The following is a 20,455-nucleotide window of genomic DNA, read 5'->3' as shown; positions in this document are numbered from 1 at the left end:
CTGTCTACACTCCCGAGCCCGAGGAGGCGAGGGAAGTCACACCGTGTGGTGAGCCGCTCGTGTCAGGTGACGGGGCCCGCCGCTACGCCTCCTGGCACACCTGTCCGGCCGGTGGGACGCCGTTCCTCCCGCCTGTCCGCCGCCCCCCGCACCGCGGGGACGGACCCTCAGCGCGGCTTCGCGGCACGGCGGGCCGCGAGGAGCAGGGCGATGTCGTCGGGGCGGTCCGCGGAATGCCGGGCGGCCGCCGTGAGCCGGTCCGCGAGGGTCACCAGGGAACGGCCGCCCCGTCGGCTCGCCGAGGCACCGCCCTTGGCCAGCGCCACCCGCAGCGCGCTGATCCCCTCGTCGATGTCGTGGCCGACCCGCTCGACGAGCCCGTCCGTGTACAGCGCGAGCACGGCACCGGGGTCCATCACCAACTCCGTCACCGGGTAACGGGCGAACGGGTCCACCCCGAGCACCACGCCCCCGGCGATGTCCAGCACGCGCGTACGGCCGCCCGGGCGGCGCAGCAGCGGCGGCGGGTGCCCCGCGCGGGCCACCATGGCCCGGCCGGTGAGCGGGTCGAGACGGACGTAGCAGCAGGACGCGAACTGGCCGGGGTCGAGGTCGATGAGCAGATGGTTGGTGCCGCTGAGCACCTCGTCGGGCGGCCGGTCGTCGAGCGCGAACGCGCGCACCGCGCTGCGCAGCTGACCCATGGTCGCGGCGGCCTGCACGCCGTGCCCCTGCACGTCGCCGATCACCAGGGCGAGTCCGTCCCCGGCCTCGACGACGTCGTACCAGTCGCCGCCCACGTCCATGCCCTGTGTGCCCGGCAGATACCGGCCCGCCGTCTCCACCCCGGGATGCACCGGCAGCCGCCGGGGGAGCAGGGCGCGCTGCAGTCCGCGGGCGAGGGCGGCCTCGGTCTCGTAGCGCTGCGCCTTCTCCATGGCGTGCGCGATGAGCCCGGCGAGCGCGGTGAGCACCGTGCGCTCCTCGGTGCTGAAGCTGCGGGGCCGGTCGAAGCCGAGGATGCAGGAACCGACCGGCCGCCCCGACGCGATCAGGGGCAGGAAGGCGCGGGCGCCCTCGGTGGCATCCAGGGGAATGCCGGGGTAGGTGTTCGCGAGCTGTTGCATCGAGTCGAAGAACAGCGGCTGACCGGTGGTCAGCGTCTCCACCCCGGGCAGCCGGGCGTCGAGGCCGACGCCCTCGAAGGGTGCGAGGAACCCCAGCGGGAAACCGGTCTCCCAGGCCAGATAGAGGTGCCGGTCCTGGAGCAGGTAGATGGCGAGGCGGCGGCCGCCGAACGCGGGCAGCAGCTCCTGCATCACCACGGCGGAGACCTGACGGGCGGTGGTCGCCTCGGTGAGGGCTATGGCGAGGACGATCGGCCGGTGCACCAGCGAGGTCGTGGCCACCTCCGCGCCGGGGGCCTCGTCCGCCGCCTCGGGCGGGTCCGGGGCCTGCGAGCCGCGCTGGGCCGGGGCGACGGTGCAGGTCAGGAACTCCGGGCCGGGATGGACGGAGAGTGACAGCCAGTCGCCGTCGTAGGCTTCGAACCGCTCGTCGCCGGTCTCCCGCTCGCCCGGCGAGGGCCGTCTGACGTGGAAGTGCACGGGCTGGGGCGACAGCAGCGCCGCCCGCAGATGGTCCTCGCACGCCGACTGGCCCAGCCACGGCACGCCCTCCCACAGCGCACGGCCCAGGAAGCGTGCCCGTGGCTCGCCCAGCAGTTCGGCGGCGCGCGGATTGGCGTAGACGATCAGCCCCAGCCGGTCCATGCAGAACACGCCCTGGGGCAGCTGGTCGGCGGCCGCGTCGGCCATCGAGCCCGCGTCGAGGACGATCCCGTCGACCGGCTGGTCCGGGCCCGCGGCGGCGGCATCCGGGCCGCACACCTCCACCACCCGGGGCGCGCCCCCCGTGGTGCGCAGCAGCAGCGGCCCCGAGGGCTGCTTGCCGCCGGCCGCCTCCCGCAGCAGGTCCGCCAGCCGTTCCGCGTCCTCGGCGATCACGGCACCGATCAACGTGTCCGAGGCCCAGGGTTGTTCGTCGGCGGCCAGCCCCAGCAGGGTGCGCGTGCTGTCGTCCGCCGTGACGACGTCGGTCACGGGGTGCCAGACGAAGCGCCCGATCCGCTTCGGTGTGCGGCGCGGTCCCAGCGGTCGTACGCACAGCGGCTCGTCGTCCCAGACGAGCGGCACGCCCGCCGCCCCCAGCCGCCGCACGCCGGTCGCCAGCTCCTCGGCGATCTCCGCCAGCCGGTCCCGCTTGGCCAGCACCTCGGTGACGTCGGGGACGGCCGGCAGCAGCACCGTCAGCACCCCGAAGGGCGACGCCGACCCCATGACCGGCACATTGATCGTCCCCACCGGGAAGGGCAGTCCGGCCGCGAACTGCGGATAACGGCGCATGCTCTCGGTGCTGTTCGGCAGCACCACCTTCACGCCGAGCCGGTAGGCGTCGGCCACCGGGAACCGGCGGTCCACGTGCAGCCGCCACCAGGGCCGGTACAAGCGGGCCGGCAGCCCCACGAGGGTGGCCAGCCGCAACACGCCGGGACTGCTGGACGGCAGATAGACGCCGGCCGCGCGGCCGTCGGTGGCGCGGACCGCTTCACCGGCGGCGTCGGCCAGCAACGTGGCCAGCCCGCCGAGCGTCCTGTTCCGGCCTTCGGCGCTCCCAGTCATCGGCCCTACCTCGTCCATGCGCGCGGTCGCGCAGGCGACACAGCAAGAATGCGCCACGACGCCCCTTGCCCGCACCCGGGCGCGGCTGAATCCGGAGCGTACGCCCTGGGTGGCCGCACGGGACCTGCGCGGAGAGCGCCGATCTGCCGGAAGACGGGCCCGGGCGGCCCGGGCTGGGCCCGCCGCGCGTCAGGATGCCCGCAACGTCCGCTTCGCCAGCTCGTACGCCGGGAGCATCGCCTCGTGCTCCGCGGTGTCCAGCCCGCCGAGGTGCAGGACGACCGGGCCGTCCGGTGTGACGACGGCGAGCGCGCGCTCCGTCTTGGTCTCGTCCGTCAGCGAGCTGGTGTACCGGTACTCCACCTCGGTACCGGCGAGGTCGCCCGCCTCGAACGGCTGGTACTTCTCCTCGCCCGCCCCCTTGTCGGCGGCCAGGAACTCCTCCAGGACGGTGCGCGCGCCGGCCGCGCCCGGCTCGCCGGTCCAGACCCGCAGGAAGCCGATGTGCCCGGCGGGCTTGGCGTCGACCTCGCAGGCGGCGGTCACCGGCCCCTGCCGCCACACCATGTCGGCGACTTCCTCCGGTACGTCCTCGCCGGGGACGGCGGTGGATTCCGCCTCCCACTTCGCGGCGATGCGGAAGGTGACCGGCAGCTCGCAGGGCGAACCCGCCGCACCGATCGTGCCACCGCTCCCGACGTCCCCCGCGCCCCCGTCGGGTCCGCGTGCCGCCGACGGGCTCGCGGGGGCCCCGGCGTCGTCCCGCGCGGCCTCCCCGCAGCCCGTCAGCAGCCCCACCGCCAACGCCACGTGGACCAGCCCCCGCCACGCGTTCCCCGCCCCGACCTGCACCGTGATGTCCCCTCTCGCCGAAGTCGGCACCTTATCCCGGGTGCCGACACGGGAGGTGCGCAGGCCGGGAGATCAGCGGGCCAGGGTCACCCGGGCTGCCTCCAGCGCCCGCACGGCGTACGACCGGCCGAAGAGCACCGCGTGCACGAGCAGCGGAAAGAGCTGGTGCAGCGCGACGCGGTCACGCCAGCCCCCGGCGAGCGGGGCGGCCTGCTGGTAACCGTCGAGCACCTCGTCGAGATGAGGACAGCCGAACAGGCGCAGCATGGCCAGGTCGGTCTCGCGGTGCCCGCCGTGCGCGGCCGGGTCGATGAGCCAGGCGTGCCCGTCGGCGCCCCACAGCACGTTGCCGTTCCACAGGTCGCCGTGCAGGCGGGCGGGCGGCTCGGCGGGCCCCGCGAGTTCCGGGAGCCGCTCGCAGACCCGCTCCACGAGGCGGGCCTCGGCGTCGCGCAGGGTGCCGTCGTCCACGGCACGCCGCAGATACGGCAGGACGCGGTGCTCGGCGTACCAAGGGGGCCAGTCGGTGCCGGGGACGTTGCGCATCGGCGCGAGTCCGATCGAGGCGTCCCTCGGGCCGCCGGGCGGAGCAGTCCCGAACGCCTCCGCACCTGTGGCGTGCAGCGCGGCCAGGTCCCGCCCGAAGCGCAGCGCGGCCCGCCCGCCCGGCCGCCCGTCCGGCACCCGGTCGGTCACCAGCCACTGTCCGTCGTGACCGTGCACGGCCGGGACGCGCACCGCGTCCGCGGCGGCGAGCCAGCGCAGCCCCGCCGCCTCGGCCCCCACCCCGCCCGGGGCGTCCTGGCGCTTGACCATCACCACCCGCCCGTCGTCGAGGGTGACCTCGGCGAGCGTGCCGGACACGGGGCGTACGCGGGTCACGGCCCGCCCGGTGAAGCGGGTCGCCGCGGCCTCGGCTCCCTGGTCGCTGCTGTGCACGGCCACCACCGTACGGCAGGGCTGATGCGCCATTTGCCGTATCGGCAACGGCGTTTGTCCCCGTGCCCCGGCCGGGACAGGCTCGGTCTCCGGACACCGCACCGGGACCGGTGCGCTTCGTCAGCCACCCCAGCCTTCTAGGAGAGCCCGTGACCGAAGTCCCCGCGCCCACCGAGCCCGCCGCCTTCTGGGAGGCCCGTTACCGGGACACCGACCGCGTCTGGAGCGGCCGCCCCAACGCCCTGCTCGTCCGCGAGGTGTCCGGCCTGCGCCCCGGCACCGCCCTCGACCTGGGCTGCGGGGAGGGCGCCGACGTGGTGTGGCTGGCGTCGCAGGGCTGGCGGGCCACCGGCGTCGACATCTCGCCCACCGCCCTGGAACGCGCCGCTCTGCACGCCGCCGACGCAGGGGTGGGCGACCGCACCGCGTGGGAACGGCACGAACTCGGCCACAGCTTCCCCCGGGGCACCTTCGACCTGGTGAACGCGCAGTACCTCCAGTCCCCGGTGGGCCTCGACCAGCAGGGGGTGCTGCGGAGTGCCGCCGAGGCGGTCGCCGAGCACGGCACGCTTCTGATCGTGATGCACGCGGGCTGGCCGTCGTGGCAGGCCGAACCCCCCTTCGAACACGTCTTCCCGACGCTGGAGAGCGTCCTCGCCGAACTGGCGCTGCCCGAGGCGAGCTGGACCGTCGAGACGTCGCAGACGGTACGGCGGGCGAGCGTCTCGCCCGACGGGCAGGAGGGCTACCGGGAGGACAACGTGTGGCGGATCCGGCGCCTTTGACCTGACCCGAACGGCTCCGTGTGACCGGCACCTGCCACGGGAACTCGGCGGCCATGACCGAGCAGGCAGCACTCCACGCGTCGTACTGGCTCGACACCCTTCCGCCCGGTGACCCGGCGCCCCCGCCCGCCGCCGACCTCCAGGTCGACGTCGCTGTCATCGGCGGCGGCATCGCCGGGCTCAGCACGGCATGGGAGCTCACCCGGCGCGGGCACGGGGTCGCCGTGCTGGAGGCCGACCGGATCGCCGCGGGCGTCACCGGGCACACCACCGCGAAGCTCAGCGCCCAGCACACCCTCGTCTACGACCGGCTGCGCCGCACCCGTGGCACCGACGGGGCGCGCCTGTACGCGCGCTCCCAGACGGAGGCCATCCACCACGCCGCCGGAATCGTGGAGGAGCTGGGGATCGAGTGCGACTGGGAGGAAACCGCCGCCTACACCTTCGCGCAGGGCCGCCGCCGGATCCCCGAGCTGCGGGCCGAGGCGGAGGCGGCCAAGGAGGCGGGTCTGAGCGCGGAGTTCGTCACGGAGACCGACCTGCCGTTCCCGGTCGCGGGGGCGGTCCGGGTCGCGGACCAGGCCCAGTTCCATCCGCGCAAGTACCTGCTCGCGCTGGCGGACGCCATCCGTGCCGGGGGAGGGCAGCTGTACGAGGGGACGCGGGTCACCGAGCTCACCGAGGGGGAGCCGTGCGTGCTGACCACGGAGGACGGCATCCAGGTGACCGCGCGCGCGGTCGTCGTCGCCACGCACTACCCGATCTTCGACCGCGCCCTGCTCTTCACCCGCCTCTCGCCCCGCCGCGAGCTCGTGATCACCGCTCCCGTCGACGCGGCCAAGGCGCCCGACGGGATGTACATCACGCCCGAGCACCGCACCCGATCGGTGCGCACGGCGCCGTACGCGGACGGCAAGCGCCTGCTCATCGTGACCGGCGAGCACTTCACCCCCGGCGCCGGCAAGGACACCGAGGAGCTGTTCGCGACCCTCACCAGCTGGGCCGAGCGACACTTCGGCACGCTGCGCCTCAGTCACCGCTGGGCCACCCAGGACAACGACTCCACCGACCACGTACCGCTCGTCGGCCCGCTGCATCCCGCGAGCCGCCAGGTCTACGTCGCCACCGGCTTCGGCGGCTGGGGGCTCAGCGGCGGCATCATGGCGGGCCGGCTGCTGTGCGACGAGATCACGGGTGGTGAGGTGCCGCCGTGGAGCGAGCTGTACGACCCGCGCCGCATCGCCCCGGTGCTGCGTGAGGGCGGCGAGTTCCTGCGTCACCAGGCCACTGTCGCCCGGCACTTCATCGGTGACCGGCTGCCGGGCCTGACCCGCCCGGGCCCGGACGACCTCGCCCCGGGCGACGGCGCCGTCATGCACGTCGGCGGCCGTCGCTGCGCGGTGCACCGGGACGAGGACGGCCGGCTGCACGCCGTGTCCGCGCGCTGCACGCACCTGGGATGCCTCGTGGCGTTCAACCGGGCCGAGCAGGCCTGGGAATGCCCCTGCCACGGCTCCCGCTTCGCCCCCGACGGCCAGGTCGTGCAGGGCCCGGCGGTCCGGCCGCTGGAACAGCGGGACATCTGAGGGGAAGCGCTCTGGCCGGATTCCGACTGTCCTACGCGGCTGCCCGCACAGCAGGTGCACTGGGCGGGGGTGCGCACGGCGCCGTCGCGAGGAGCAGCCGTGCGTCCCGTCCTCTTCGCCTGGCGGATGCGTGAGCCGCGTGCCGCGGGCGCGAGGGCCGCTCCCGGCTCGGACCGGCCGATCACGGTGGCCGGTGGGCACCTGGTCCACCGGGCCGGACGAGCCGGCGGTGTTTGAGTCTCGCGGATCGGGCCACCCGGTGGATGTCAGCGAACGCCGCCGATGCTTGGAGTGAACGATCGTGGCGCGAGAGCAGAAGGCCAAGGCCAAGATGGAGCAGGCCAAGGGCAAGGCCAAGGAGGCGGCCGGCCGCGCGGTCGGCAACGAGCGGATGACGGCCGAGGGCAAGGCGGAACAGTCCAAGGGCGACGCTCGTCAGGCCAAGGAGAAGACCAAGGACACGTTCAAGCACTGAACGGGTCGCAAGAGGAGCGGGCTCCCTGTGTGCGGGGAGCCCGCTCTTTGGCGTGGGGCGAGTGGGAGCGGTCCCTCGTCACACGGCGTCCCCGCGGTGGGAGCGGTAACGCCCGGCGTGGGGGCGCTTCCCCGGCTCTCGACGGTTGCTACGAGCGTTTCCGGCCAATCTCACAGCGTTACTAGGCGGGCACGTCCCGTGCGGATAGCGTGAGCGCGCCGCGTCGCCACACCGGGGGCACAGGGCCCCGCAGGGACTTGCGCGCGGCGGAGGCTTACCCCTTTGACCACAGCATCCGTGCTGATGGCCGACGTCTTCCAGGTTCAGCCGTACACATCCCACTGCGAGGTGATCCACGCCGAGGGCGCACATGCCGTCATCGGCGTCTCGCCGGGCAACAGCTACTTTTCCGCCCGGCGGCTGCACGACCTCGCCCGCTGGGGGCTGGACCACTTCGAGAAGATCGACTTCGTCTACACCGACCTGTATCTGGCCGAGATGTACGAGGCGTCCGGCTACGCCCCCGACGACGCCCGCAGAAAGGCGGTGAAGAACCTCCGGGGTGTGCGCGCGAAGGTCCGTGACGCGGCCACCGCCGCCGACCCGGAGGGGACGAGGCTGCGCTGGCAGCCGATGTCCGACTTCCGCTCCAACCCGGCGTACCAGGAGATCCACCGCCGGCTGAAGAGCCGGCTGCTCACCGACGACGGCTTCCGCGCCGTGTGCGAGGCACTGGTGAGCCGGTTCCTGACGGGGCGCGGGGAGCGGGCGAGCGAGCAGCAGCAAGCCGTGTGCCTGGAGTACGTGTGCGCCGAGGCCCCGCTGTTCCTCGACACCCCCGCGATCCTCGGTGTGCCGTCCTCGCTCAACTGCTACCACCAGCTCCTGCCGATGGCGGAACTGCTCTACTCGCGCGGCGCCGGCCTGCGCGCCTCCCGCAACCAGGGCCACGCAGTGGTCACCCCCGCCACCGAAGGAGCCACCGCATGACCACCGCGCTTGACGCCGCCCGCCCCACGGACGTGCTCGACTTCCCGTTCTCGTGGGACGGGAGGCGGGTGCCCGCCGAGGTGGAGGAGCTGCGTGCCACGACCCCGGTACGGCGGGTCCGCACGATCGCCGGCGACGAGGCCTGGCTGGTGTCCTCCCACGGCCTGTGCCGGCAGGTGCTGGAGGACGGCCGGTTCTCCCTGAAGGACACCTCCGCCCCCGGCGTCCCGCGCCAGTACGCGCTGACGATCCCGCCCGAGGTCGTGAACAACATGGGCAACATCACCGGCGCCGGGCTGCGCCGGGCGGTGATGAAGGCCCTCAACCCCAAGGCACCGGGTCTGACCGACTGGCTGCGTGCCGAGGCCGAACGGCTGGTCGACGCCCTCGTCGAGGCCGGTCCCACCGCGGATCTGCGGGCCGCGTTCTGCGATCCGTACTCGGCCGGGATGCACTGCCGGATCCTCGGCATCCCGCAGAGCGAGGCGCCGCGGTTCCTGCGCAGCCTGGACATCGCTTTCATGAACTCGCCGTGCCCCGTCACCGGCGCGAAGATCAACTGGGACAGGGACATCGGCCGCATGACCTCGCTGCTGGACGACCCCGCGACCCGGGGCCTGATGGGCGAGCTCGCCGCCCTGCGCGACGACCCCGACTACGCGCACCTGACGGACGAGATGCTGGCCACCGTCGGCGTCACCATGTTCGGCGCGGGTGTCATCTCCACCGCCGGATTCCTCGCCATGGCGCTGGTCCACCTGCTCGTCCACCGCGCCACCTGGGAGTTGCTGCGGGACCAACCGGAACTGCTCGACCGAGGGCTGGAGGAGCTGCTGAGGGTCAACCTCTCCATCGGCGACGCCCTGCCCCGGCTGGCCCTCGCCGACGTCCGGCTGGGCGACGTGCAGGTCAAGAAGGGCGAGCTCGTGCTGGTCCTGGTCGAAGGGGCCAACCTCGACCCGGAGAAGTTCCCCAACCCGCACCGCTTCGACGTCCACCGGGAGAACGCCGCGGACCATCTCTCCTTCGGCGGCGGCTCCCACTACTGCCCGGCGACCGCCCTGGGCCGTGCCCACGCCCGGATCGCCCTGGAGGTGCTCCAGCGGCGCCTGCCGGAGCTGAGCCTCGCCGTGCCGGTGGAGCAGCTCGTATGGCGCACGGGCTTCATGAAGCGCATCCCGGAGCGGCTGCCGGTCGCCTGGTAGCGCCGGAGCCGTCACTCCCCTGACCCCGAGGAGGGGACGCCCGCCCGCCGGCCCGGTACGTCAGTCCTTGGCGACCAGCGCCGGTGTCGACGCCGTCAGTACCTCACCGCGGAAGAAGGCCGGGTTGCGCCACCGCATCACGGACATGATCACCAGGCCCAGGGCCAGGAGCCCGACGCCGATCACGAACACCGACCCCACTCCCAGCACGGACGAGCCGCTGCCGTACGCCGGGTCCCACATGTCGACCAGCGTCTTGGCGAACACCGCCGCCAGCAGCACACCGCCGACCACGGGGAACAGCCCCTTGAACACCAGGTCGCGGCCGGAGCGCAGCAGCTCCGCACGGAAGTACCAGGCACAGGCGAAGGCCGTCAGGGCGTAGTAGAAGCAGATCATCAGGCCGAGCGCGTAGATCGTGTCGACCAGCACGTGCTCGCTGACCAGCGTCATCAGCGTGTAGAACACGCCGGTCGCGACACCCGCGGTGACCGTGGCCCGCCCCGGCGTCCTGAAGCGGGGATGCACCCGGGCGTACGAGGCGGGCAGGGCCTCGTACGTCGACATCGCGAGCACCGTGCGGGCCACCGGGATGAACGTCGTCTGGAGGCTGGCCGCGGCCGAGGCGAGGACGGCGACGAAGAGCAGGATGCCGAGCGCGGGGCCCATCACCGGCCCGGCGAGCGCGGCGAAGACGTTGTCGGAGGTCTCGGGGTTGGCGAGGCCGAGCCCCTGGTCGCCGGAGCCGACGACCATTTGCGCCGCGACCCCGGTGGCCAGGTACGAGCCGACGAGCACGACCATGGCGACCAGGGCCGCGCGGCCGGGCGTGCGGCTGCTGCCGCTGGTCTCCTCGTTGGCGGTCAGGCAGGCGTCCCAGCCCCAGTACATGAAGATCGACAGCGACAGGCCGGCGGTGAACGCGCCGAAGGACTGCACAGCGAACGGATTCAGCCACGACCACGAGAAGTCCGCCGAAGTCGGGAAGTCCGGCGTGCCCGCCTTGCCGAAGGCCATCGCCACGAACACGGCCAGCACCACCAGCTGCAGCGCCACCAGCGCGTACTGCACCCCCTTGGTGGCGGTCATCCCGCGATAACTGATCACCGTCGCGATCGCGATCAGTGCGAGGCAGGTGAGGATGTGGACGGCCTTGTTCCCGTCCAGGGCGGCGACGGACTCGCTGCCGGTGATCTCGCCGGCCAGCAGCCAGAAGTAGGAGGTGGCCACGCCGGCCAGGTTCGACAGGACGATGATCGTGGCGATCACCAGGCCCCAGCCGCACATCCAGCCCACGCGTGGCCCGAACGCCTTCACCGTCCAGGTGAACGAGGTGCCGCAGTCCGGCATCACCTTGTTCAGCTCGCGGTACGCGAAGGCGACCAGCAGCATCGGCAGGAAACCCGCGAGGAACACGGCGGGCATCTGGACGCCCACCTCACCCGCCGTGGAGCCGAGCGTCGAGGTGAGGCAGTACACCGGGGCCACGGTGGACACACCGATGACCGCGCTGCCCAGCAGGCCGACGGAGTTCCCGCTCAGGCCCTTGGCGCGCATGCCCCCGGAGGAGGCCGCGTCCGTGTCTCCGGCCTGGGGCCGTACGTCCAGCTGAGTCATGAACAGGACGTTAATTCCTGCGGTTTCCGTGCCGGCTCCCTGTGACGTCGGCTTGGCCCGACGCTGCATTTCCGATCATTCAACGGTGAAATATGCGTTCCGCCTGCATTTTTAAGGCTATCTTCGAGCGTTGCTCCGAGCTTCCAAAGTCGAGTCCCGGCAGGCCGCTGTTCGGTAATCGCAGCGAGGCCCGATGCGGCGCATGGCGATCTTTCCGAGTGATCCGCGCCACACCGAGCCTGTGCCTCCTCACACGCGCGGTGCGAACCGTTCCCACACCCGGTGGCTCTTCAGCAGCCCGGAGATCTCCTCCAGGACACCGGTCCCGGACTCACCGGCGACCACGCCGGGCGCGTCGGTCGGCACGCCCGCGGCCTGGAGCGCGGACCGCGCGCCCGCCCAGCCTCCGATGGCCTTGCCGTGCCGGAACGCCTCGCCCAGCATCAGCAGCACCCTCGGATCGGTGGGGCGCGTGCCGTTCGGCTCGCCGTTGCCGGCCTTGGCGTCCCGGGCCCCGTAGGCGTCACCGCCCGGCCCCGGCACACCCGCCAGCAGCAGGGCGTCGAACTCGATCGAGCGGGCCGTGGCGAACGTCCGCTGCACCGTGATCGGCTCGCCCTCCGGGTCGAGCTTGCCGCCGGACGGCGCGATCACCAGCGGTACCATTCCGGCCGCCAGAACGGCCTCGCGCACCGCGCGGACCTCGCCGAGGTCGCCCGTACCGTCGGTCACGATTCCGGCGATCCTGCCGTCCAGCGGCCAGGTGCGCCCGATCTGGGACAGGGCGGGGGACGGCTCGACGGTCTCGACGGGCACCGTCGGCTCGGGGGCCGGCAGGCCCAGACCGGCGGCCACGGGCTCGCACAGCTCGGGGTCGATGTTGGCCAGCACCTGCAGACCGCGCTCCTTGACGGCCTGCTCGTAGCACTTGCCCAGTTCGAAGGTGTAGGCGGCGACGATGTGCTCGCGCTCCACCGGGCTCATGCTCCGCCAGAAGCGGCGGGGCTGGCTGAAGTGGTCCGCGAACGACTCCGGCGCCTTGCGCACCTTGCGTGCCTCGGGCACCGCCACCGGCGTCTCGATGTAGGCGTGGGTGTCCGCGCCGGCCAGGAACGGGCAGCCGCCGTCCAGCGAGTTCGGCCGGTAGGGTGCCGCCCCGCTGTGCACGGCCGTCTGGTGCATGCCGTCGCGCAGCATGTCGTTGACGGGCGCGTGCGGGCGGTTGACCGGGAGCTGCGCGAAGTTCGGCCCACCCAGGCGGCTGATCTGCGTGTCCAGGTAGGAGAACAGCCGGCCGGCCAGCAGGGGGTCGTCGGTGACGTCGATGCCCGGCACCAGGTGACCGGGGTGGAAGGCCACCTGTTCGGTCTCGGCGAAGAAGTTGGTCGGATTGGCGTTCAGGGTCAGCAGCCCGATCGGCTGCACCGGCGCCAGCTCCTCGGGGACGATGTTCGTGGGGTCGAGCAGATCGATGCCCTCGAACGTCTGGTCGGGAGTGTCCGGGAAGGTCTGGATGCCCAGCTCCCACTGCGGGTACGCCCCCGCCTCGATGGCGTCGGCGAGGTCACGCCGGTGGAAGTCGGGGTCGACGCCGCTCGCGATCTGCGCCTCCTCCCACACCAGGGAGTGCACGCCCAGCTTCGGCTTCCAGTGGAACTTCACCAGCGTGGTCGCGCCCTCGGCGTTCACGAGCCGGAAGGTGTGCACGCCGAAGCCTTCCATCATGCGGAACGACCGGGGGATGCCCCGGTCGGACATGTTCCACAGCGTGTGGTGGGTGGCCTCGGTGTGCAGGGTGACGAAGTCCCAGAACGTGTCGTGGGCGCTTTGCGCCTGCGGGATCTCCCGGTCCGGATGCGGCTTGCCCGCGTGGATGACGTCCGGGAACTTGATCGCGTCCTGGATGAAGAACACCGGGATGTTGTTGCCCACCAGGTCGAAGGTGCCCTCACTGGTGTAGAACTTGGTCGCGAATCCGCGCGTGTCACGGACCGTGTCGGCCGAGCCGCGCGAGCCGAGCACGGTCGAGAACCGTACGAAGACCGGCGTCTCGACGTCCTTCTGCAGGAAGGCGGCCTTGCTGACGCTCGCCGCGCTGCCGTAGCCCTGGAAGATCCCGTGGGCGGCGGCGCCACGCGCGTGCACGACCCGCTCGGGGATGCGCTCGTGGTCGAAGTGGGTGATCTTCTCCCGCAGGTGGTGGTCCTGGAGCAGCACCGGCCCGCGGGCTCCGGCCTTCAGCGAGTGATCGGTGTCGTGCAGGCGGTTGCCCTGGGCGGTGGTCAGATAGGGACCGCCCTGCGCCCGTGCCGTGGGGTCGGCTCCGGTCGGGATGCCGGTCGGGCCCACCGTCGCGGGAGCGGCCTGGTCGGGCTTCGGCGGCAGCGGCTCCCTGGGCTCGGTGGGTTCGTGCAAGGGCGGCGTCTCGGCCCCCGGCCGTCCTGGGACACCCTCGGCGGGTCCGTCGTCACCCAGGGCGGCGGCAGCCTTGTCGGCCATGGCCTTGATCGGGTTCTTGTCGCGCATGGCACTCCTGGGGAACGAGTCGTCGAAGTCTGATACGCGCCGGTCACGGCCTCGCGGCACCGCACGCGAGGCCCTGAGTACCCGCAGCTCCTGAGCCGAACCGTCCGCATTTCTGCCGGTTGCAAAGCCCCGCATGCGTGGCACCTGGGTGGTATGGCATGGATACGCACGACAGGGCACAGGGGCAGGCGGGGCTACGACGCCGCCGTGGACGCGGTACGGCGGGCCTGCGCGGCTCCGGGGCGGGAGCGCGACCTGGCGGTGCAGGCCGTGAAGGCGGCGCTGGCCGCGTGGGTGGCCTGGGCGGTGGTGGGGTGGTGGCTTCAGGCGCCCATGGCGTTCGTGGCGCCCTGGGTGGCGGTCGTGCTGGTGGAGTCGACCGTGTACCGGTCGGTGGCGCACGGTCTGCAACAGCTGGCGGCCATCGCGTTCGGCACGGTGGTGGCCACCGCGGGCGTGCTGGCCCTCGGCAACGCCATGGCCGCGATGGCTCTGGTCCTTCCGGTGGCGGTCCTGCTCGGCAGCTGGCGGCAACTGGGCAGCCAGGGCATCTACGCGGCCACCGGAGCGCTGTTCGTCCTCACCGACCCGAATGTCAGCGTCACCGGTTCGGCGGCCCGGATCGCGGAGGCCGTCTTCGGCGCGCTGGTGGGCATCGCGGTCAACGCGCTGATCCGCCCGCCGGTGTACCTGCGTGACACCCGGGCCGCCCTGGCGGACGCGGCGGGTGAGGCCCACGCCATTCTGACCTCCGTCGCCGAGGGGCTCCGGGAGGACGAGTGGGACGCCCACCGCGCCGAGGGCTGGCACGAACGGGCGTTGCGCCTGCGGCGGCTGGTCGACCAGGCCCGCTCCTCCCTCGGCTGGAGCCGCGAGAGCCTGCGCGTCAACCCGCTCGGCTGGCGCCGGCAGTCCTCGCCCGGCCGCGCGTACGACGATGCCGTCGTCGTCCTCGACTACGTGGCCGTCCACACCGCCGGCGTGACCCGCACCGTGATGGAGGTCGCCGAGGAGAAGCGCGGCCCCACCCGGCCGGACCCGCGGATCGCCGGCCCGTACGCGGACTTCCTGTGCCGCGCGGCCGAGGCGATCCATCTGTACGCCAGGACCCGCTTCGGCGACGGATCCGAGGACGAGCTGCGGGAGTCCGTCGACAAGCTCGACCGGGCCCTCAACGCCCTGCGGGAGCAGCTGCCCGGGTCGGTCCCGAACGACCCCGAGGCGCTGGCCGTCCACGGTGCACTGCTGGCACAGGCCAGCCGCCTGGCCGAGCAGCTGCCCCGGGACGCGGAGCGTCACGAGTGACGCCGCGTCATCTGAGGAGAAGTTGAACTCTGTAACTATGCGAATTTTGAAGGCTTTCGCATCATTCGCGTGGATGCGGTGACACCGGGTGCCGAAGGTACTGCTCGACACCCTGAGGGAGATGGTGACATGCCTTCCACCGAGAAGATCACCACGGAGATCCAGAGCACCGACATCGACGCGGTGCTCGACCCGGCCGAGGCCGACGGCGTCTACCGCGACAGCCGCGAGTGCGCTGCGCTCGCCCTGTCCGACGGCGGCGGTTCCCTGCTGCTGTCGCCGCCGACCCCGCGGCCCAAGAAGGGCTGACCGGATCGACGGGAGCAGCGAAATGAAGCAGTCAGGCACTTCCGCCCTCCTCGAGGGCGCGGTGCAGGAGCTCGCTTCCGACGTGGTCTCCGCTCTCCGGAGCGGAGACCACGTGCGAGCGGAGAGCACCACGGTGACGGGCGAGGCGGAACACGGCGTCGCCACGGCGGCGGTTCGCGTGGTGGGAGCGGACGTACTCCTTCCGCACGTACTGCTGCACACCTCGCCCACCCCGGCCGAACTCACCCTGGTCCAGGAGTCCGTGGCCGCCTACCCGCCGCGTCCGGGCGCCGGCGGCACCGTCGCGTGGAGCCACTGGGCGATGACCCGGGGGCTGTGCCGCTTCGAAGCCGGCGCACCGGTCCCCGGAGAACCCGACGCCGTCTGGCTCGGCGGGGCGAGCTGGCAGCAGCTGACCCACCAGCTCGCGGTGCTGGCCCCGCTGGCCCTGCCCGGCGAGGACTGCGCGGTGGCCCGGGTGGCCCGGAGCCGCCCCGTGGACGTCGCGCGTGGCTTCGTCCGGGCGGTGCGTCGCCGGGACTGGCGGCAGGCCGCGGGCGCCGGGCGCTGGCTGACCCTGCTGCCCGGGGTGCCGGACACCCTGGGCCTGGAGGCCGGGCTGGACTTCGTGGACCTGATGGGCGGCCAGGACCCGCGCGTGGCCCTGCAACTGCAGGCCGCGCGGCTGATGCGCCGGGGAGCACTCGTTTGAGGGCCGTGGACGTGCGGGAGAGCCGCAGCGCCGAGCAGGTCGCCGGGCCCGCGCTCGCCTGGATCCGTGCGCACCGCGACGAGTTCGCCCTGGGCGAGGACGCGCTGGCCGTCGACGGGCAGGTCAACGCAAGCTGGAAGCCGCTCGGCGAACTGGCCCAGGTCTGCGCGACCGTGACCCGTACCGCCTCGCCCACGGACCCGCTGCGCGCGGCAGCCGACGACCTGCTGACGTTCGCCTGGGAACAGACCGGGCGCGGGGAGCTGTTCCTCCGGCTCCAGCGACTGGAACCCTTCGCGACCTACCCCCTGGAGGTGTACGCCGCCCTGGCCTCGGCGGGACTGCGGTACGAGCCCTACGAAGCGGCCACCGCGGTCGTCGCCCGCACCCGGGGCTGGCGGCTCACCGAACAGGAACCCACCCGGCGACTCGGTGTGCTCAACGCCGAACTGCGCAGCGGCATCCCGGCCCACGGCCGGTGGTCCCGGGCGCTGGAGCGCACCTGGCTGGGCGGCCTGCCCGAACCCTGGACCTTCGAACGCGCCACCGGATACGCCGTCACCCACGTCGTCTTCCACCTCACCGACTGGGGACGCGCCGACGGGGGTCTGCCGCCGGAGGTGGAGTCCTACCTCGCCGACTGGCTCCCGGCCTGGCTCGACACCTGCGTGGAGGCGCGGATGTGGGACCTGAGCTGTGAACTCCTCGCCGTGGCCGCGACGTTGTCCCGCCTCCCCGCCGCCGCGGCGCAGACCTGGCCCCCTGTCGCGGCGGCACAGCTGCCCGGCGGGGCCGTCCCGGAGGAGGGCGGCCACGACAGCGACGACTTCGCCCACTGCTACCACTCCACCCTCATGGCCGTCTTCGCCGCCGCCCTGACGCTCCGGCACTCCGGCCGCGCACAGCAGGAGGTGCTCCGATGACCGAGACCCGCCTGATGCACCACGTAGGAGTCGCCGCCGTCGAATGGCTGTGGACCCATCGCGACGGCTTCCGGCTGGAGCCCGGCGTCGACCCCGAGGTGGGCTTCCTGGACCGCTTCAAGCCGATCGGCGAACTCGCCCTGATCTGCAAGGTGCTGTTCCGTGAGGGGGTGGCCGGCTCCCAGCAGGCGCGCATGGCACGTGACTTGCTCGACCACACATGGCGCACCACTCTGGACGGCGGCCGCATGCTGGTGCGGGGCCAGCGGATCGAGCCGATCTCACCCATCCCGTTCGAGGTGTACCTGCCGTTCAGGGAACTCGGCTACAGCCAGCCCGAGGTGGAGCGGGCCACCGTACTGAACCACCGTCTGGACAGCTGGTCCGCGTTCGAGGCCAACCCGACCCGCCGGCTCGGCCTGTCCGCCTTCCAGCGCCGCTTCGGTCTGCCGCCGCGCCCGCCCGAGGCCGAGGCTTTCGCCCGTACCTGGCTGGCCCGCACACCCGAACCGTGGACGGTCGAGGGCCACATCGCCTACACCGTCACACACACCGTGTTCCACCTCACCGACTGGGGAGAGCACCCGGACCGGCTGCCGCCCGCCATCGCCGACTACCTCGCCACCTGGCTGCCGGTGTGGCTCGACGACTGGCTGGACCTGCAACGCTGGGACCTGCTCGGCGAGTTGCTCGTCGTCGACGCCTGCCGGCCCCGCCCCACCCTGGACCCGCGGGCGTGGGAGGGGTTCGCCGCCGCCCAGCAGCCGGACGGCGCGATGCCGGCGGTGCGCACGATGCCCGACGGCAGCCCCGACGAAGTGTTCGACCTCGTCTACCACCCCACGCTGGTCGCCGCGTTCGCCTCCGTGCTGGCCACCTCCCGGGCCTTGAGCGAACTGGCGCACGCGTCATGACCGGGCCCCGCGCACCGTGGCCGGGAGCACCGTCCGACACGGAGGCACCGCGTGCTGCCGCGACCGCCGCCACCGTGCAGCCGCCGCCCGCGCAGGCTGTCACCTGGGAGGAGGACGGCCGGCTGGCACGGCTGCTGGAGGACGCCGTCGCCCTGTCCGACGCGCCCGACGTGGTCTTCGCCGCCACCCGCCACGGCCGCCGCACCCTCCGCTCCGGCGGCACCGCACCGCCGCCGCCCCGGCTCCGCGAGGACCTGCGCTACGAGATCGGCTCCGCCACCAAGACCTTCACCGGCCTGCTGCTGACCCACCTGGTGCACAGCGGCCGGCTGACCGGCGGCGAGCCCGCACTCACCCTTCTCGCCCCGGGCCGGGAGACCGGTGCCGCCCCCGTGACACTCGCCCACCTGATGACCCATACGTCCGGTCTCCCCGCCCTGCCACGGGACTTCTACCTGCGCGCCATGTCCGCCTGGCACACCAACCCCTATGCCCGCTACCCCGCCGCGCGGGTCGTCGGCGCCTTCCTGCGCCACCACCCCAGGCACCGGCCCGGCAGCCGCTGGCACTACTCCAACTTCGGCGTCGCCGTCCTCGGCCATGCCCTGGCCCCGGCCGTGGGCGCCCCGTGGGAGGACCTGCTCACCGAGCACGTACTGCGCCCCCTGCGCCTGCACGGCATCGCGCTGCGGCCGAACGGCCCGCAAGGGGACGCCGTGGGACACACCAAGGACGGCACGGGCACCCTCCCCGCCTTCGACGCCGGAGGCTTCGCCGCGGCGGGCGCGGTGCGCGCCACCCCGCACGACCTGCTGACGTTCCTCGAAGCCCATCTCGACCCCGGCGACTCCCCGCTGGCGGGCGCGCTCCACGCGGTCCGCACGCCGGTGCTGCGGCGCGGGCTGGACCACCGGCACGTCCACACCGTCGCGTGGTTCCGCCACCCCACCGCGGGCGGCCCGCTGTACTTCCACAGCGGTGCGACCCTCGGCCAGCAGGCCTTCCTGGGTTTCCGGCCGGACACCGGCACAGCAGTGGCGGCGCTGTGCACCCGTCGCTTCCGGGCCGGGGACCCGTTCGTGGCCGCGGCATACGCGCTGCTCGCGGAGGAATGACGGCGTCCCGCGACGCGGGGGCGGCATCGGACGAGGCGGTGCGCCGCGTCCGATGCCGCCGGGACCCGAGGGACCGTCACACGCGCTGCCACAGCGCCGGCGTGGCGGCCGGCGCCCAGGCGCCCTGCGCCTGGTGGGACTGCAGACACTGGTAGCGGACGCCGTCGTGGACCACCGTGGCCCCCGTGTGGTAGACCCGGCCGGCGGCCCATCCGTCGGCCTGCCCGCCGTCCTGCTGACCCGGCGCCGCGGCACCGGTCGAGGCCGTCTTCAGCGTCAGCCCGTAGTCGCTGAGGATCGGGTTGACCGGCTGGTAGAACGTCGTGCCACCCCTCGTGCAGTCACCCGTGCCGCCCGACGTCACGCCCTGCGCCTGGGCGCCCGAGACGAACGGGCCACCGGAGTCGCCCGGCTCGGCACACACCGTCGTGCGGGTCAGCCCGTCGACGACGCCCTCGGCGTAGCTGACACTCGTGCCGTGGTGCTGGATCGTGCCGCAGTGCCAGCCCGTGGTGGAGCCGGACCGGCACACCGACGCCCCGACCAGCGCCTCGACCGAGCCGCCGATCTGCACGGTCGCGCCCTCCTCGCCCCTGACGTTCGCGGTCGCCGTCCAGCCCCCGCCCGCCGCGACCCACGCCATGTCCTTGCCCGGGAACACGGAGGCCTGGAAGGAGCCCTGTTCGGCCTGGTCGTAGCCGGTGGTCCGGTCGCCCGGGTCGCCGCAGTGGCCGGCGGTGGCGAAGCCCTGCTGCGTGCCCTTGGTGACCGGGAAACCGACCGAGCAGCGGGCCGCGCCGTTGATGTAGTACGCGTCGCCCCCGGTGATGTCCGCCATCAGGTGCGGCCGGTTCGACGACACCTTCACGTCGACCTGCTTGGTGTCGAGGCCGGCGGCCCGCAGGAAGGCGTTCGCGGCCGACCTGCTCGTCGCCTCGACCACGACCTTGTTCCTCGGCACGTCGACGAACCACTGCGGGGCGTTGCGCGTGCTGAACCGCGAGGCGGCCTTGTCCAGCTTGCCCTTGACGGCCGTGAGGTCGGCCAGGGTCGCCTTGACGACCGCGGCCTTCGCGCCCTGCCCCTGGATGGTGGTCACGTCGGCCTTGCTGGTGGTCGCGACGGTGAGCGTGCCCGAGGTGGCGCCGCTGAGCCAGGCGCCGGCGAACCGCTCGCCCAGCGCCAGACGGAGGCGACCCGCGCGGGTGCCCGCCTCCGCCTCGTTCACCAGCCGGGCCGCCGCCTGCTGCCCGGTCAGACCGAGGTCGCGCTCCAGCGCGCGCAGCACCTGGGCCGACGGCCGGTCGGCCCCGAGCGTCTGGGTCGCCGAGGGCAACGGCCCCGCCAGCGGCGGCGGCTCGGCCTCGGCCGCCGCGGTCGAACAGATCCCGCTCAGCAGCAACGTGCCGACCGCGACCAGGGCCGTGCGGTGCCCGGCCACGGCATGTCTGTGCACCATGCGAAAGGTCTCCTTCCAGTCAGGTACGGGGAGAAACCGTCCCGAAGCCCTAGGGCTTGCCT

17 protein-coding genes are annotated in these 20,455 nt (G+C 73.1%); 11 read left to right on the top strand and 6 right to left on the bottom strand.

Annotation, left to right across the window (positions count from 1 at the left end):
- Positions 1 to 167: 167 nt before the first annotated feature.
- From ACIHCM_RS17870 to ACIHCM_RS17860, 3 genes are all read right to left on the bottom strand, one after another.
- Complete coding sequence (locus tag ACIHCM_RS17870) at positions 168 to 2,681, bottom strand: SpoIIE family protein phosphatase (RefSeq protein ID WP_399896298.1); 2,514 nt, start codon at positions 2,679 to 2,681, stop codon at positions 168 to 170.
- Positions 2,682 to 2,870: 189 nt separating this feature from the next.
- Positions 2,871 to 3,533 (bottom strand): lipoprotein, encoded by a 663-nt coding sequence (locus ACIHCM_RS17865; protein WP_399896433.1) that lies wholly within the window; start codon positions 3,531 to 3,533, stop codon positions 2,871 to 2,873.
- Positions 3,534 to 3,605: 72 nt separating this feature from the next.
- A complete protein-coding gene (locus ACIHCM_RS17860; RefSeq protein ID WP_399896295.1) occupies positions 3,606 to 4,472 on the bottom strand; it encodes a fructosamine kinase family protein in 867 nt (288 codons plus the stop codon).
- A gap of 149 nt (positions 4,473 to 4,621) precedes the next feature.
- On the opposite strand from ACIHCM_RS17860, the gene ACIHCM_RS17855 reads away from it, so the two are divergent.
- The 5 genes from ACIHCM_RS17855 (at position 4,622) to ACIHCM_RS17835 (ending at position 9,513) form a co-directional block, all read left to right on the top strand.
- Positions 4,622 to 5,257: a class I SAM-dependent methyltransferase gene (locus ACIHCM_RS17855; protein WP_399896292.1), complete on the top strand. Its 636-nt coding sequence runs from the start codon at positions 4,622 to 4,624 to the stop codon at positions 5,255 to 5,257.
- Positions 5,258 to 5,310: 53 nt separating this feature from the next.
- On the top strand, positions 5,311 to 6,843 hold the full coding sequence (locus tag ACIHCM_RS17850) for an FAD-dependent oxidoreductase (protein WP_399896288.1): 1,533 nt from the start codon (positions 5,311 to 5,313) through the stop codon (positions 6,841 to 6,843).
- Between the two features lie 301 nt (positions 6,844 to 7,144).
- A complete protein-coding gene (locus ACIHCM_RS17845; protein WP_399896284.1) occupies positions 7,145 to 7,318 on the top strand; it encodes a CsbD family protein in 174 nt (57 codons plus the stop codon).
- Positions 7,319 to 7,600: 282 nt separating this feature from the next.
- Positions 7,601 to 8,308, top strand: coding sequence for a tRNA-dependent cyclodipeptide synthase (locus tag ACIHCM_RS17840; RefSeq protein ID WP_399896281.1), 708 nt, complete (start codon positions 7,601 to 7,603; stop codon positions 8,306 to 8,308).
- Entirely contained in the window at positions 8,305 to 9,513 is a 1,209-nt protein-coding gene (locus tag ACIHCM_RS17835; RefSeq protein ID WP_399896276.1) for a cytochrome P450, read from the top strand. Before ACIHCM_RS17840 ends, ACIHCM_RS17835 begins: the two co-directional genes overlap by 4 nt.
- A 60-nt stretch (positions 9,514 to 9,573) precedes the next feature.
- On the opposite strand, the gene ACIHCM_RS17830 is transcribed toward ACIHCM_RS17835, so the two are convergent.
- Entirely contained in the window at positions 9,574 to 11,130 is a 1,557-nt protein-coding gene (locus tag ACIHCM_RS17830) for an APC family permease (RefSeq protein WP_399896273.1), read from the bottom strand.
- 249 nt (positions 11,131 to 11,379) lie between these two features.
- The gene (locus ACIHCM_RS17825; RefSeq protein WP_399896270.1) at positions 11,380 to 13,656 is read right to left on the bottom strand and encodes a catalase; all 2,277 of its coding nucleotides are present in this window, start codon (positions 13,654 to 13,656) and stop codon (positions 11,380 to 11,382) included.
- Between the two features lie 153 nt (positions 13,657 to 13,809).
- Between ACIHCM_RS17825 and ACIHCM_RS17820 the strand changes: the two genes are divergently transcribed.
- From ACIHCM_RS17820 to ACIHCM_RS17795, 6 genes are all read left to right on the top strand, one after another.
- Positions 13,810 to 14,961: an aromatic acid exporter family protein gene (locus ACIHCM_RS17820; protein WP_399896267.1), complete on the top strand. Its 1,152-nt coding sequence runs from the start codon at positions 13,810 to 13,812 to the stop codon at positions 14,959 to 14,961.
- 129 nt (positions 14,962 to 15,090) lie between these two features.
- Positions 15,091 to 15,270 (top strand): hypothetical protein, encoded by a 180-nt coding sequence (locus ACIHCM_RS17815; protein ID WP_399896264.1) that lies wholly within the window; start codon positions 15,091 to 15,093, stop codon positions 15,268 to 15,270.
- A gap of 22 nt (positions 15,271 to 15,292) precedes the next feature.
- Entirely contained in the window at positions 15,293 to 15,982 is a 690-nt protein-coding gene (locus ACIHCM_RS17810) for a hypothetical protein (RefSeq protein WP_399896261.1), read from the top strand.
- Positions 15,979 to 16,905 carry a DUF6895 family protein gene (locus tag ACIHCM_RS17805; RefSeq protein WP_399896258.1) on the top strand — a complete coding sequence of 309 codons (927 nt, stop codon included), beginning with the start codon at positions 15,979 to 15,981 and terminating at the stop codon, positions 16,903 to 16,905. The genes ACIHCM_RS17810 and ACIHCM_RS17805 overlap by 4 nt, the downstream gene beginning before the upstream one ends.
- Entirely contained in the window at positions 16,902 to 17,819 is a 918-nt protein-coding gene (locus ACIHCM_RS17800) for a DUF6895 family protein (RefSeq protein WP_399896255.1), read from the top strand. Before ACIHCM_RS17805 ends, ACIHCM_RS17800 begins: the two co-directional genes overlap by 4 nt.
- A complete protein-coding gene (locus tag ACIHCM_RS17795) occupies positions 17,816 to 18,934 on the top strand; it encodes a serine hydrolase domain-containing protein (protein ID WP_399896252.1) in 1,119 nt (372 codons plus the stop codon). The genes ACIHCM_RS17800 and ACIHCM_RS17795 overlap by 4 nt, the downstream gene beginning before the upstream one ends.
- A 76-nt stretch (positions 18,935 to 19,010) precedes the next feature.
- On the opposite strand, the gene ACIHCM_RS17790 is transcribed toward ACIHCM_RS17795, so the two are convergent.
- Positions 19,011 to 20,393 carry a carbohydrate-binding protein gene (locus ACIHCM_RS17790; RefSeq protein ID WP_399896249.1) on the bottom strand — a complete coding sequence of 461 codons (1,383 nt, stop codon included), beginning with the start codon at positions 20,391 to 20,393 and terminating at the stop codon, positions 19,011 to 19,013.
- Positions 20,394 to 20,455: the final 62 nt, after the last annotated feature.

Origin of the sequence: Streptomyces sp. NPDC052023, assembly GCF_044548465.1 — a bacterium.
GTDB lineage: Bacteria > Actinomycetota > Actinomycetes > Streptomycetales > Streptomycetaceae > Streptomyces.
Note: the sequence above shows the minus strand (reverse complement) of the source record. Positions and strands in the feature narration are given on the sequence as shown.

What these genes read in the sequence shown, in the direction of transcription:
- ACIHCM_RS17850 (WP_399896288.1), top strand. Translation starts at nt 5,311, where the DNA reads ATGACCGAGCAGGCAGCACTCCACGCGTCGTACTGGCTCGACACCCTT.
- ACIHCM_RS17870 (WP_399896298.1), bottom strand. Translation starts at nt 2,681, where the DNA reads ATGACTGGGAGCGCCGAAGGCCGGAACAGGACGCTCGGCGGGCTGGCC.
- ACIHCM_RS17815 (WP_399896264.1), top strand. Translation starts at nt 15,091, where the DNA reads ATGCCTTCCACCGAGAAGATCACCACGGAGATCCAGAGCACCGACATC.
- ACIHCM_RS17790 (WP_399896249.1), bottom strand. Translation starts at nt 20,393, where the DNA reads ATGGTGCACAGACATGCCGTGGCCGGGCACCGCACGGCCCTGGTCGCG.
- ACIHCM_RS17795 (WP_399896252.1), top strand. Translation starts at nt 17,816, where the DNA reads ATGACCGGGCCCCGCGCACCGTGGCCGGGAGCACCGTCCGACACGGAG.
- ACIHCM_RS17820 (WP_399896267.1), top strand. Translation starts at nt 13,810, where the DNA reads ATGGCATGGATACGCACGACAGGGCACAGGGGCAGGCGGGGCTACGAC.
- ACIHCM_RS17830 (WP_399896273.1), bottom strand. Translation starts at nt 11,130, where the DNA reads ATGACTCAGCTGGACGTACGGCCCCAGGCCGGAGACACGGACGCGGCC.
- ACIHCM_RS17835 (WP_399896276.1), top strand. Translation starts at nt 8,305, where the DNA reads ATGACCACCGCGCTTGACGCCGCCCGCCCCACGGACGTGCTCGACTTC.
- ACIHCM_RS17810 (WP_399896261.1), top strand. Translation starts at nt 15,293, where the DNA reads ATGAAGCAGTCAGGCACTTCCGCCCTCCTCGAGGGCGCGGTGCAGGAG.
- ACIHCM_RS17800 (WP_399896255.1), top strand. Translation starts at nt 16,902, where the DNA reads ATGACCGAGACCCGCCTGATGCACCACGTAGGAGTCGCCGCCGTCGAA.
- ACIHCM_RS17825 (WP_399896270.1), bottom strand. Translation starts at nt 13,656, where the DNA reads ATGCGCGACAAGAACCCGATCAAGGCCATGGCCGACAAGGCTGCCGCC.